The organism is Mycobacterium sp. 1165178.9 (genome assembly GCF_001673555.1).
Taxonomy (GTDB): domain Bacteria; phylum Actinomycetota; class Actinomycetes; order Mycobacteriales; family Mycobacteriaceae; genus Mycobacterium.
The window spans coordinates 1-12,041 of sequence record NZ_LZMB01000333.1; the positions used below are offsets into that span (position 1 = coordinate 1).

13 protein-coding genes are annotated in these 12,041 nt (G+C 68.2%); 7 read left to right on the top strand and 6 right to left on the bottom strand.

Annotated features, from left to right (window positions below; translation table 11 throughout):
* Positions 1–164 precede the first annotated feature (164 nt).
* Positions 165–956, top strand: coding sequence for a lysophospholipid acyltransferase family protein (locus tag A5652_RS14495; RefSeq protein ID WP_082983903.1), 792 nt, complete (start codon positions 165–167; stop codon positions 954–956).
* Between the two features lie 12 nt (positions 957–968).
* On the opposite strand, the gene A5652_RS14500 is transcribed toward A5652_RS14495, so the two are convergent.
* Positions 969–2,393, bottom strand: coding sequence for a wax ester/triacylglycerol synthase family O-acyltransferase (locus A5652_RS14500; RefSeq protein ID WP_067352373.1), 1,425 nt, complete (start codon positions 2,391–2,393; stop codon positions 969–971).
* 258 nt (positions 2,394–2,651) lie between these two features.
* Here A5652_RS14500 and A5652_RS14505 point away from each other — a divergent pair, with 258 nt between their 5' ends.
* Together A5652_RS14505 and A5652_RS14510 are read left to right on the top strand one after the other, a co-directional pair.
* A complete protein-coding gene (locus tag A5652_RS14505; RefSeq protein WP_067352377.1) occupies positions 2,652–3,800 on the top strand; it encodes a thiolase family protein in 1,149 nt (382 codons plus the stop codon).
* Positions 3,797–4,588 carry a crotonase/enoyl-CoA hydratase family protein gene (locus A5652_RS14510; RefSeq protein ID WP_067352381.1) on the top strand — a complete coding sequence of 264 codons (792 nt, stop codon included), beginning with the start codon at positions 3,797–3,799 and terminating at the stop codon, positions 4,586–4,588. The genes A5652_RS14505 and A5652_RS14510 overlap by 4 nt, the downstream gene beginning before the upstream one ends.
* Here the strand turns inward: A5652_RS14510 and A5652_RS14515 are convergent.
* The 3 genes from A5652_RS14515 to A5652_RS27635 are packed head-to-tail and all read right to left on the bottom strand — an operon-like array spanning position 4,585 to position 6,247.
* Positions 4,585–5,601 carry an NAD(P)/FAD-dependent oxidoreductase gene (locus tag A5652_RS14515; RefSeq protein WP_067352384.1) on the bottom strand — a complete coding sequence of 339 codons (1,017 nt, stop codon included), beginning with the start codon at positions 5,599–5,601 and terminating at the stop codon, positions 4,585–4,587. The two genes, A5652_RS14510 and A5652_RS14515, sit on opposite strands and share 4 nt — an antisense overlap.
* Complete coding sequence (locus A5652_RS14520) at positions 5,598–6,098, bottom strand: isoprenylcysteine carboxyl methyltransferase family protein (protein ID WP_067352388.1); 501 nt, start codon at positions 6,096–6,098, stop codon at positions 5,598–5,600. Before A5652_RS14520 ends, A5652_RS14515 begins: the two co-directional genes overlap by 4 nt.
* An 11-nt stretch (positions 6,099–6,109) precedes the next feature.
* A complete protein-coding gene (locus A5652_RS27635; RefSeq protein ID WP_156745346.1) occupies positions 6,110–6,247 on the bottom strand; it encodes a hypothetical protein in 138 nt (45 codons plus the stop codon).
* Between the two features lie 143 nt (positions 6,248–6,390).
* Here A5652_RS27635 and A5652_RS14525 point away from each other — a divergent pair, with 143 nt between their 5' ends.
* Together A5652_RS14525 and A5652_RS14530 are read left to right on the top strand one after the other, a co-directional pair.
* Positions 6,391–7,539: an NAD(P)H-binding protein gene (locus A5652_RS14525; RefSeq protein WP_067352393.1), complete on the top strand. Its 1,149-nt coding sequence runs from the start codon at positions 6,391–6,393 to the stop codon at positions 7,537–7,539.
* Positions 7,536–8,258, top strand: a complete 723-nt coding sequence (locus A5652_RS14530) for a CPBP family intramembrane glutamic endopeptidase (protein ID WP_067352397.1) — start codon at positions 7,536–7,538, stop codon at positions 8,256–8,258. Before A5652_RS14525 ends, A5652_RS14530 begins: the two co-directional genes overlap by 4 nt.
* Here A5652_RS14530 and A5652_RS14535 read toward each other — a convergent pair.
* A complete protein-coding gene (locus tag A5652_RS14535; protein ID WP_067352401.1) occupies positions 8,221–9,612 on the bottom strand; it encodes a DUF2867 domain-containing protein in 1,392 nt (463 codons plus the stop codon). The genes A5652_RS14530 and A5652_RS14535 overlap by 38 nt on opposite strands.
* Before the next feature lie 89 nt (positions 9,613–9,701).
* Positions 9,702–10,514 (bottom strand): enoyl-CoA hydratase, encoded by an 813-nt coding sequence (locus A5652_RS14540; RefSeq protein ID WP_067352406.1) that lies wholly within the window; start codon positions 10,512–10,514, stop codon positions 9,702–9,704.
* Between the two features lie 121 nt (positions 10,515–10,635).
* Here A5652_RS14540 and A5652_RS14545 point away from each other — a divergent pair, with 121 nt between their 5' ends.
* Together A5652_RS14545 and A5652_RS14550 are read left to right on the top strand one after the other, a co-directional pair.
* Positions 10,636–11,718, top strand: coding sequence for a CaiB/BaiF CoA-transferase family protein (locus A5652_RS14545; RefSeq protein WP_067352410.1), 1,083 nt, complete (start codon positions 10,636–10,638; stop codon positions 11,716–11,718).
* A 48-nt stretch (positions 11,719–11,766) separates the two neighbouring features.
* On the top strand, positions 11,767–12,041 hold a 275-nt coding region (locus tag A5652_RS14550; RefSeq protein ID WP_156745347.1), incomplete at its 3' end, for an SDR family NAD(P)-dependent oxidoreductase.

Consider the following 12,041-nt stretch of genomic DNA (forward strand, 5'->3'; position numbering starts at 1 on the left):
CGTGCTTGGCTTCCGTGATAGCGATGTCCGCCATCCGGTCGAGTATGCGGTTCAACGAGATTCGCCCCTCCGCACGGCCCATCGGACGCCCGGCGCTACACCTACGACCCGACCTGGCAGATGCGGGGACTGTCTGAGTTGCACCTCGAATTCACCCCGATTTCGTGAGTCCGCACGAAGTCGGAGCGTGGGATCCAGGCTTTACCGAACGCCTGGTCACCGCGGCAGAACCGCTGGCACGGCGCTGGTTTCGCTTCGAGGTTCGTGGGCTGGAATCGTTGCCGCCCAGTGGGGGAGCCCTGATCGTGGGCAACCATTCGGGCGGCATGCTCACGCCCGACGTGCTGATCTTCGCCGCCGCCTTCTACCGCAAGTTCGGCTATCAGCGCCCGCTGTACACGCTCGGCCATGACGGGATGTTCGTCGGTCCGATGTCGGAATGGTTGACCCGCCTCGGCGTCATTCGTGCCACCTCGAATAACACCGCGCGGGCGCTGCGGTCCGGCGGTGTGGTGCTGGTGTTCCCGGGCGGGATTTATGACGCCTATCGGCCGACGTTGGCGGAGAACGTCATCGACTTCAACGGCCGCACGGGATACGTCAGGTCAGCGATCGAGGCACAGGTGCCGATCGTGCCGGCGGTCTCCATCGGTGGGCAGGAAAGCCAGCTGTTTCTTACGCGCGGCACGTGGCTGGCGAAGCGCCTGGGTCTGTCGCGGTGGCGGTCCGACATTCTTCCCATCACCGTGGGCTTCCCATTCGGGCTCAGCATGATCATGCCGCCCAACCTGCCGCTGCCGACCAAGATCGTCACCGAGGTGCTGAAACCGATCGACCTTGCCGCCCAATTCGGCGACACACCAGACGTCACCGACGTCGACGCGCAGGTCCGTTCCGTGATGCAGACCGCCCTCGACGGCCTGGCCCGCAAGCGGCGCTTTCCCGTGCTGGGATAACGCCCTGCGAGCTCAGGGTTTGAGCGTGACCGGGGGCATCGCGCTGTCGACCATCGCCGGCTCTCCGGAAAGCCCTGCGGCGGTGCTGATCTCGGAAAATGCGTGGACCACGGCTGCGGTGACTTCGTGTGGATCCTCGACGGTTTGGTCGTCGGCAATGACGGAGATGTTGAGTTGATCCACGTAACTCCACACCGTGACGTTCAAGCCGCATGCGGCGATCAGCGGACCGGCCGAGTAAATTTCGCTGACCGGAGCGCCCGCCAGACGGCCACGGGTGCGCGGCCCCGCCACGTTGGAAACCGGGAGGTTGAACAATCTGTTCTTCGCGTCGCGTCGGGCTAGCCACTTGAAGGCGGCTGGAGCGGCGGTCGACGGTAGATAACTGATCAACTTGCCATACAGCTCGGGACCGAACAGCTCATTGTTTTCCTTGGCGATCGTGGTGGCCACCGACGTCAGCCGCACCCGCTCCAGCGGATCGCCGATGTGCGTGGGCAGCGACACCGCCATCCCGCCGAGTTCGTTGCCGCTGATCCGGTGCGCCGACCGGTCCGTGCTCGCCGGAACGGAAGCGACGATGGGCGCATCGGCACGACCGTCATAACGCAGCAACAACTCTCGTAACGCGCCGGCCGTCATCGCCATCACCAGGTCGTTGATCGTGATCCCTAAGTGCTTGCTCACCTGTTTCACCTGCGGCAGCGAGAGGGTCGTGGTCGCAAACGTTCTCCCCGGCGAGACGACATGGTTCATGAATGTCGCCGGCGCGTGCAGCAGCCGGGCCAGATCGGGATGCTTGCCGCGTTCGCGGGCCCGCCGTCGCAATCGCAGCGCGCCAGAAAGCTCTTCGGTGACAACCCCGGGCAGCGCGGCGGCCTGCTGCACATGGTCACGCCCCGCGGCGCGAAGTAGCTCCGCCGTCGACGGCGGCGCGCAGCCGGTGTCGTTGTCGCGTTCGTCCTGCACCGTGCCGTCGGCATCCATGATTCGGGTCAGCAGGTTCGCGGACGCGACGCCATCGGCCAACGCGTGGTGGATCTTGCCGATGATGGCCAGCCGGTGACCGGCCATGCCTTCGGCGATGTGGAACTCCCACAGCGGGCGGCTGCGATCCAGCGGCGTGCTGGCGATGTCTCCGATCACTGTGTCGAGTTCCCGTCGACCGCCGGCGGCGGGCACCTCGACTCGCCGCAGATGGTAGTCGAGGTCGACGTCGCAGTTCTGCAGCCACATCGGATGGTGGAGTCGCCACGGAATGTCAACAAGCTTGTAGCGCAACGGGTCTAGCAGATGCAGTCGGCGCAGCAGGGTGCGGCGAAAGACGTCGAAGGTGAAGTCGGCGTCGTCGACGATCGCGATCTTCAAGGTGTGCGTATGCAGGTTCGGCGTCTCGCTGTACAGCAGCATCGCATCCATGCCGTTGAGCCGCTTCACGGCAGTCCCATCTGTCCGAGGACCCGCGACGCTCCCAGCGGTACCGACTGCGGATGACGCGGTCTCCGCCACCATTATGGTGACATCCGCGTGTGATGGGCGAACAAACTTCTGGTTCGCCGCGAACCCCGTGGCTCCGCGGTGCGGGGGACCGAACACCCCGCGGCACCCCGGGCTTCACCCGCCCAACCCCTTGGTTGACAATCAACGGCAAGACTCCACTCTTTTCGAAGTCCACATGTCAAAGGAGACAAGACCATGGCTGAAGCCGTCATCGTCGAGGCAGTGCGTTCACCGATCGGCAAGCGCAACGGCGGGTTGTCCGGCGTACACGCGGCGGATCTGTCCGCACAGGTGCTCAACGGCCTGGTCGACAAGGCCGGCGTCGACCCGGGCCTGGTCGACGACGTCATCTGGGGTTGCGTCATGCAGGCCGGTGAACAGGCCCTCGACATCGGCCGCACCGCACTGCTCACGGCCGGCTGGCCCGAGACCGTCCCGGGTGTGACCGTCGACCGCCAGTGCGGCTCGAGCCAGCAGTCCATCCACTTCGCGGCCGCCGGCGTGATCGCCGGGCACTACGACGTCGTCGTCGCCGGTGGTGTCGAGTCGATGTCGCGGACCCCGATGGGCGCATCGCTGGCCAACGGCGGGCGCCCGTATCCGCAGGCCTTCCTGGACCGCTATGAAGGGCAGATCCCCAACCAGGGCATCGGCGCCGAGATGATCGCCGAGCAGTGGGGCTTCGATCGCACCGCGCTCGACCAGTTCTCTCTCGACTCTCACGAAAAGGCCGCTGCCGCACAGGATGCCGGCGCCTTCGATGACCAGATCGTGGGCATCAAGGATCAGGATGGCAACGTGGTGCTCAAGGACGAGGGCATCCGCCGCGGCACGCCGATGGAGAAGATGGCTTCGCTGAAGCCGGCGTTCAAGGAAGACGGCGTGATTCACGCCGGCAACTCGTCGCAGATCTCCGACGGCTCGGCGGCGATCCTGTTCATGTCCGCCGAGAAGGCCAAAGAGCTGGGGCTCAAGCCGATCGCCAAGGTGCACACCGCGGCCCTGGCCGGTGCGGACCCGGTCATCATGCTGACGGCGCCCATCCCGGCGACCCAGAAGGTGCTCAAGCGTTCCGGCCTGTCCATCGACGACATCGGTGCCTACGAGGTCAACGAGGCGTTCGCGCCTGTTCCGCTGGCCTGGCTCAAGGACATCGGCGCCGACGAGGAGAAGCTCAACCCCAATGGCGGCGCCATCGCGTTGGGGCACCCGCTGGGCGGATCCGGTGCCCGGATCATGACCACCCTGCTGTACCACATGCGGGACAAGGGAATTCAGTACGGTTTGCAGACCATGTGCGAGGGCGGCGGCCAGGCCAACGCCACCATTGTGGAACTGTTGTGACGGAGGCGGCAGGGGCCCTAGCCGAGCGCCGGGGCAACGTGATGGTGATAACCATCAACCGCCCCGAAGCCCGCAACGCGGTGAACGCCGCCGTCAGCATCGGCCTCGGGGATGCGCTCGAAGAGGCGCAGCACGACCCCGAAGTGCGCGCGGTGGTGGTCACCGGCGCGGGGGACAAATCGTTCTGCGCCGGCGCCGATCTCAAGGCGATCGCCCGCCGGGAGAACATCTATCACCCCGATCATCCCGAGTGGGGCTTCGCCGGATACGTCCACCACTTCATCGACAAGCCCACCATCGCCGCGGTCAACGGCACCGCCTTCGGCGGTGGCACCGAGCTGGCGCTGGCCAGCGACCTGGTGGTGGCCGACGAGGGGGCGCAGTTCGGCCTCCCCGAGGTCAAGCGGGGATTGATCGCCGCCGCCGGCGGCGTATTTCGCATCGCCGAGCAACTGCCGCGCAAGGTGGCGATGCGGCTGCTGTTGACCGGCGAACCGCTCAGCGCGGCGGCCGCCTGCGAATGGGGCCTGATCAACGAGGTCGTCGCGCAAGGCTCGGTGCTGGACGCCGCGCTGGCGCTGGCCGCGCGGATCACCGTCAACGCGCCGCTGTCCGTGCAGGCCAGCAAGCGGGTCGCCTACGGCGTCGACGACGGCGTCGTGGTGGGTGACGAACCGGGATGGGAGCGCACCATGCGCGAGATGAAGGCGCTGCTCAGGTCCGAGGACGCCAAAGAGGGACCGCGCGCGTTCGCCGAGAAGCGGGAGCCGGTCTGGCAGGCGCGCTAGCCCGCCAGGATGTTGACGCCGCGGCCGAACACCGCAGGTAGCAGCGTGCAGGTCGGCACGACGGCGCGCCGCATGGCGCGCGGCGCGCTGGCCAGCACCAGCGCGCGGGTGAGCAGCCGGTAATCACGGGTGATCCGGCGCCACGCCTGCTCGTAGGACGTAGGCGTCTCGTTGACGATGGCGTCGACCGCCGCGGCGGCCTGCTTGAGCGCCAGGCTGATGCCCTCGCCGGTGAGCGCGTCCTCGTAGCCGGCCGCGTCCCCGACCAGCAGTATGCGCCCCGCGACCCGGCGGGAGACCACCTGGCGCAAGGGGCCGCAGCCGCGGGGGTGTCCCGTGCCGGCGCCGCGCAGCTGGCGGGCCAGCCGCGGGAACCAAGCCGGGTCGGGCCGGCCACGCGACAGGATCGCCACACCGACCAAATCGGGTTCGACCGGCGTCACGTACGCCTCACCCCAGCGCGACCAATACACCTCGACGAAATCCGACCAGGCCGGCACCCGGTAGTGCCACCGCACCCCGTAGCGGCGCCGCGTCCCGGCCGTCACCGCAATGCCCGCGGCGCGCCGCACCTGTGAATGCAGCCCGTCGGCCCCCACCAACCATTTCGCGCGCACACCGGCGGCCGAGACGCCGTGGGCGTCTTGCGCCACGCTCGTCACCCGCGTGCGGATCCAGTCCGTGTCCTGCTCTTTGGCCCGGGCGGCCAGCGCCGCATGCAATGTGGTGCGACGCACGCCGCGGCCCGGGCCGCCGCGAAAGCGTGCCTGGGCCCGCCGCCGCTCACTCACGTATGCGATCCCGTGAAACGGCATGCCGACGGGATCCACACCCAGCGAGGTCAGTTCGGCGAGCCCGCCGGGCATCAACCCCTCGCCACACGCCTTGTCGATGGGGCTGTCCCGCGGCTCGGCAACGATCACCGAAAGTCCGTGCCGGCGAGCGTGTAACGCCGTGGCCAGCCCTCCCGGGCCACCGCCGACGATCAGCAGGTCCGCATCGTAGTCGGTCACGTGTAACCCAACGCGGAGTTCTCCACCCGCAGCCGCACCCGCAGCAGCGCGGCGTTGGCCAGCGTGAAGACGGCGGCCGTCAGCCAGGCCGTATGCACCAACGGCAACGCCAAACCCTCAGCCACCACTGCAACGTAATTCGGATGGTGCAGCCACCGGTAGGGGCCCTGACGCACCAATGGTGACCGCGGCAGAACGATCACCCGGGTGTTCCACCGCCGGCCCAGCGTCGTGATGCACCACCAGCGCAATGCCTGGCTGGCCACTACCGCCGCCAACATCGGCCAGCCCAGCCATGCGATGAACGGCCGGTGCAGCGCCCACGGTTCGACGAGACAGCCCACCAGTAACCCGGTGTGAATCACCACCATGACCGGGTAGTGGGATCGGCCGAACTCCTTGGCGCCCTGGGTGAACGACCAGCGCGCGTTGCGGGTGGAGACCACCAGCTCCGCGACGCGTTCGAGTCCGACCGCCAGCACCAGCAGGTAATACATGGCTACAGTCTTTACCAGCCCGACCAGCCCGACCAGCCCGACCAGCCCGACCAGCCCGGCAGCACCAGCTCCGTCGCCGGCGGATCGCCCGCGACGGTCAGCGCGGGGACGACTTCAGTTTGGGTATAGGGGATGGGTGGAAACTTCATCGCAACGCCGGCAATCGACGGATCTGTTCGCGAAACGCCCGTCGTGCCGGCCAACCCTCCGCTTGCCTGCATGTCGGGGTGACGGCGACGCCGTGCCGCCGGTTCACATGCCCGCCGCAGTGCCGGGCCGCTAGGGTCGGGGTATGCGGGCTCTGGTCACCGGTGCCACCGGTTATGTGGGATCACGCCTGGTCACCGCGCTGCTGGACGATCAGCACCAGGTAGCGGCGGCGACGCGAAACCCGGGGCGCCTCAGGCGTTTCGGCTGGTTCAACGACGTGACGCCGGTGAGGTTGGACGCCGCCGACCCCGAAACGCTTGCCTCCGCGTTCGCCATTTGCGGTCCCGTTGACGTGGCGTATTACCTCGTGCACGCGATCGGGCAGCCCGGATTTCGCGACGCCGACAAGACCGCCGCGGCGAACTTCGCGGCGGCGGCTCGCGACGCCGGGGTGCAACGCATCGTCTACCTGGGCGGCTTCGTGCCCGCGGACGAAGACCTGTCCGAGCACTTGACCAGCCGGGCCGAGGTGGCCGAGGCGCTCACCATCCCGGACGGCCCGGAGCTGGTGTGGCTGGGGGCGGCGATCATCATCGGCGCCGGCTCGACGTCGTTCGAGATGATGCGCTACGTCGGCGACCGTTTTCCGCTGATCCCGATCCCGAGCTGGATGGACAACCCGATCGACCCGATATCGATCCGCGACGTCCTGCACTATCTGGTCGCCGCCGCCGATCGCGACCTGGTGCCCGCCGGGGCGTACGACATAGCCGGCCCGGACACCACGTCCTACCGGGACCTGCTCAAGGCGTACTCGCGCGTCTCCGGACGCTGGCACACCGGGCTGCCGGTCGGCAGGATCGACACCACGCTGGCGTCGCTGATTACCGGCGTCGCTCTGCCGGTGCCCCCAGGACTGGCGGGCGATCTCGTGGAATCGCTGGACCACCCGATGGTGGCTTCCGCCAGCGGGCTGCGTGATCGCGTTCCCGACCCGCCCGGCGGCCTGCTCGGCATCGACGAGTCCATTGCCCTGGCCCTGGCCGGTCAGTCCACGCACCGGCCGCGTCCCGTCAACGCGCTGGCCGATCCACATCACCTCGCCAACACCGATCCCGCCTGGGCCGGCGGCGATGCGCTGCGCATCCGCCGTCTCGCCCGGCGAGTTACCCCGTCCGTCGTGCGGCCGACCCTGGGGCTGGTGAACAGGGTTCCCGGTCCGGTGGCCGGAGCCGTGCGCACCGGCCTCGACATTCTGATCGCCCTGACCCCGAAGGTGCGTCCTGCATGACCCAGTCGACGACTCAGCAACAAACCGGCGTCTTCACGGAACTGCGCCGTGCGATCACCAATGTCGCTGTGCCCCACAATGAATCGCCGCGCGTGGTACGTCGCCGACGGGTCATGGTGGCCATCACGGTGGTCGTCGGGGCCGGTGTGCTCGGGTTCTCGCTGCGGCGCCATCCAGGGGATGCAAGCTTTTACTGGCTGACGCTGGTGCTGGCGGCGGTGTGGACCGCCGGAGCGCTGGTCTCCGGTCCGCTGCACCTCGGCGGAATCTGTTGGCGCGGCCGAAACCAGCGACCGGTCATCACCGGCACCGGGGTTGGCTTCCTGCTCGGTGCGGCTTTCGTGGTAGGCGGGCTGATCGTCCGGCAGATCACACCCGTGTCGGAGTTGATAACTCGGGTGCTGCTCTTCGCCCACCACGGGTGGTATCCGGTGATCGTGGCCATCACGCTGATCAACGGCGTCGCCGAGGAAGTCTTCTTTCGCGGCGCGCTCTATACCGCGCTGGGCCGATATCACCCCGTGGTGATCTCGACCGTCCTCTATACGTGCGCGACGCTGGCCAGCGGCAACCCGATGCTCGGCTTCGCCGCGATCATTTTGGGGACGGTGTGCGCGTTCGAGCGCCGGGCCACCGGCGGTGTCCTGGCGCCGATGCTCACCCATTTGGTGTGGGGGCTGATCATGGTTCTCGTGCTGCCCCCGATGTTCGGCGTCTGACCTCACCATCCGCGGCCGCGACGACGTCGCGGGCCAAAGCCCGCATCGCGGCGCTGCGGGCGGGCCGAGCGAAGAACCAGTACAACCGCCCCGGTATGCCCCTCGGCAGAAAGGTGGACCGCTGGGTGTAGCGGGCGCCACGACCATCTTGGCCGGTCACCGAAACCTCGAGCCACTCGCGTCCCGGGGCACGCTTGGTGGAGCGCAGCCGCAACATCGTGCCCGCCGTGCGTTCTTCGACCTTCCAGCCGGCCGCCGGCGAGTTCAGGACGCGCTCCGCCGCCGCCCAGACGTCCCCGGGTTCGGCGGCGGTCGCGGTGGTATGCACTGCGGTGTAGACGATCTCGCCCGCCCAGTCCGGGTCGGTGGGCAGCGCCTCGGCCGGTGCGGACAGCAAGGATGACCAGGTGGGTTCGGGGCGGCCACGCGCGGCCCGGGCGAGCGCGAGTTCGACGGCCGGCCGGTAGCCGGTCAGGCCGTCCGGCGGCGGTTTGATGATGCTGTCGATGTCGGAATTGCGCATCACGGCGTCGCATTCCAGCGATTCGACGAGCGGGCGCGCCAATCCGGGCGGGATCGGGGTCACCGTCCCCACCCAGAGGCTGGCGATCGCGGGGGTCAGAAACGGCAGCACGACGAGGTAGCGCTTGCCCAGGCCCGCCACGTCGGCGTACACCCGCATCATGTCGCCGTACTCCAACACGTCGGGTCCGCCGATGTCCCAGGTGCGCGACTCCGGGACCGGGGCCTTCGAAAGAGAAGCCGCCGCGGCCAAGTAGTACAGCACGTCGCGCACCGCGATCGGCTGGATCTTGTTGTGCACCCATTTCGGTGTGGTCATCAACGGCAACCGGTCGGTGAGGTGCCGGATCATCTCGAACGACGCCGACCCCGAGCCGATAACCACCCCGGCCTGCAACACCACCGTCTCGATGCCGGAACCGATCAGCGCATCCCCGACGGCCTTGCGTGACGCGAGATGCGGTGAGAGATCGCTGTTTTCGGGATGCAGGCCACTCAGGTACACCATCCGTCGCACCCCGGCACGCCGGGCGGCCGTCGCGACGTTGCGGGCGGCGCGGGTTTCCTCAGCGGCGAAATCCTTCGAGGTACCCATCGAGTGGACGAGGTAATAGACCACATCGATGCCGTCAAACGCGGCGATCAGCGACTCGACGTCGCCGAGGTCACCGCGCGCGACCTCGGCCTGTTGCCGCCACGGCACCTGCGCAAGCTTGTCGGGATTGCGCGCCAAGGCCCGAACCTGGTGGCCCTCGTCGAGTAGTCGGGGCACGAGGCGTCCGCCGATGTAGCCGGTCGCTCCGGTGACCAGGCACCGCACCTGTTCGGGCATCGATCCTCCGCCGTTCGTCAGTTGGTCTGACGAGGAGGATTACCGCATCGCAGCGGGATTAAGCGTTGCGGCCGATCACCGCAACACTTTCAGCGGTCGGTGAAATTGGCGGTGCGCCGTTGCTGGAAGGCGGTTGCGCCCTCGACGAAGTCGGCGGATTTCAGCAGCACGGACTGTCCGTCGAACTCACGCTGCAGGGCGGGGTCCAACTCGGTCAGCGTGGCGGCGTTGATCGCCAGCTTGGTTTTGGCGAAGGCCACCGCCGGGCCGCTCAACAACCGGGCGATCACCTTGTCCACCTCGGCATCGAAGTCGCCGGCCGGATAGACCGCAGTGATCAGGCCCCACGACAACGCCTCGGCGGCGGTCAGCCGCTCCGGAAGCAGCGCCATCTGCATGGCCCTGATCCGGCCGATCGCGGCCGCCACCAACGCCGACGCGCCGCCGTCGGGCATCAAGCCGATCTTGGTGAAGGCGAGCATGAAAAACGCGTTCTCCGAAGCCAATACGACGTCACACGCAAGGGCTATGGAGACGCCGACGCCCGCCGCGGGTCCCTGGACCACCGCGACCACCGGGTGCGGCAGCGCGGCGATCCCGCGCACCAGCCGGTTGATCTCGAGAATGATCTCGTCCGGCGGGACGCCGCCGCCGTCCGAGACGTCGTCGGCGCTGATGCCCGCACCGGAGCTGAAGCCCCGCCCGGCGCCGCCCAGCCGCACGACCTTGACCTCGGCGTCGGTGGCTGCGTACTCCATCGCGTCCGCGATTCCCGTGATCACCGGAACGGTCAGCGAATTCAGGCTGTCGGGTCGGTTGATGGTCACCGACAGCACGCCGTCGGACAGCGTGACGTCAAGGCCCGCGACGGGTGTCAGGGTGGCGATCGCCGATGTAGTCATCGGCTCACCATAAGTGACCGGCTTGCGCGGGCCTGCGGCACGGCTGCGAAGATGCAGAACGACCGGTTGTTTGGTTGCGAACGGTCAAGGGGCGTCAGAGCGGACGAAAGGTCGGTGGATCGTGGCTGGACCGTTGAACGGACTGCGTGTTGTCGAGTTGGCAGGCATCGGGCCCGGGCCGCACGCCGCGATGATCCTGGGGGACCTGGGCGCCGACGTCGTGCGCATCGATCGCCCCTCCTCGGGTCCCGGGGGAGTCGCCAAGGACGCCATGATGCGCAACCGGCGGGTAGTGACTGCCGACCTGAAGTCCGACGAAGGGCGCGGGCTGGTCCTCAAACTGATCTCCAAAGCCGACGTGCTGATCGAGGGCTATCGCCCGGGCGTCACCGAGCGGCTCGGCCTGGGCCCCGAGGACTGCGCCGAGGTCAACGACAGGCTGGTCTACGCCCGGATGACCGGCTGGGGCCAGACCGGCCCGCGCAGCCAGCAGGCGGGCCACGACATCAACTACATCTCGCTGAACGGCATCCTGCATTCCATCGGCCGGGCGAACGAGCGGCCCGTCCCGCCGCTGAACCTGGTCGGTGACTTCGGCGGCGGCTCGATGTTCCTGCTGCTCGGCATCCTGTCCGCCTTGTGGGAGCGGCAGACCTCCGGCAAGGGGCAGGTCGTCGACGCCGCGATGGTGGACGGCTCGAGCGTGCTGATCCAGATGATGTGGCAGATGCGTGCCGCCGGGATGTGGACCGACGCGCGCGGCACCAACCTCCTCGACGGCGGCGCCCCCTACTACGACACCTACGAATGCGCCGACGGCCGCTACGTCGCGGTCGGCGCCATCGAACCGCAGTTCTACGCCGCCATGCTGGCCGGACTCGGCCTGGACGGCGCCGACCTGCCCGGCCAGAACGACGTAGGCCGCTGGCCCGAACTGCGGGCCCTGCTGACCGAGAAGTTCGCGAGTCAGGACCGCGACCACTGGGCCAAGGTGTTCGCCGACTCCGACGCGTGCGTGACGCCCGTCCTGGCCTTCGGGGAGGTGCAGACCGAGCCGCACATCACCGAGCGCAGCACGTTCTATGAGGTCGACGGCGGACTGCAGCCGCTGCCGGCGCCGCGGTTCTCCCGCACCGTGCCGGAGACGCCGCGCCCCGCGGCGCCCGTGACCGACGCCGAAGCGGTCCTCAACGAATGGGTATAGTCCCAACCAACCAGTTGGCTGGACTCGAGCGAATCAGGAAGGACTCGGATGGAGATCAAAGACGCTGTTGCCGTCGTCACCGGGGGAGCGTCAGGCCTGGGCCTGGCCACCACCAAGCGGCTGCTCGACCGCGGCGCCCAGGTGGTGGTGATCGACCTGCGCGGCGAGGAAGCGGTCCGTGAGCTGGGCGATCGCGCACGTTTCGTCGAGGCCGACGTCACCGACGAGGCCGCCGTCGGCAAGGCGCTGGACGCCGCGGAGTCGATGGGCACGCTGCGGATCAACGTCAACTGCGCCGGCATCGGCAACGCCATCAAGACCCT

Bases quoted from the DNA above. Each gene is read 5' to 3' on its own strand.
- A5652_RS14505 (WP_067352377.1), top strand. From the start codon at position 2,652: ATGGCTGAAGCCGTCATCGTCGAGGCAGTGCGTTCACCGATCGGCAAG.
- A5652_RS14520 (WP_067352388.1), bottom strand. From the start codon at position 6,098: ATGTATTACCTGCTGGTGCTGGCGGTCGGACTCGAACGCGTCGCGGAG.
- A5652_RS27635 (WP_156745346.1), bottom strand. From the start codon at position 6,247: ATGAAGTTTCCACCCATCCCCTATACCCAAACTGAAGTCGTCCCCGCG.
- A5652_RS14525 (WP_067352393.1), top strand. From the start codon at position 6,391: ATGCGGGCTCTGGTCACCGGTGCCACCGGTTATGTGGGATCACGCCTG.
- A5652_RS14530 (WP_067352397.1), top strand. From the start codon at position 7,536: ATGACCCAGTCGACGACTCAGCAACAAACCGGCGTCTTCACGGAACTG.
- A5652_RS14535 (WP_067352401.1), bottom strand. From the start codon at position 9,612: ATGCCCGAACAGGTGCGGTGCCTGGTCACCGGAGCGACCGGCTACATC.
- A5652_RS14540 (WP_067352406.1), bottom strand. From the start codon at position 10,514: ATGACTACATCGGCGATCGCCACCCTGACACCCGTCGCGGGCCTTGAC.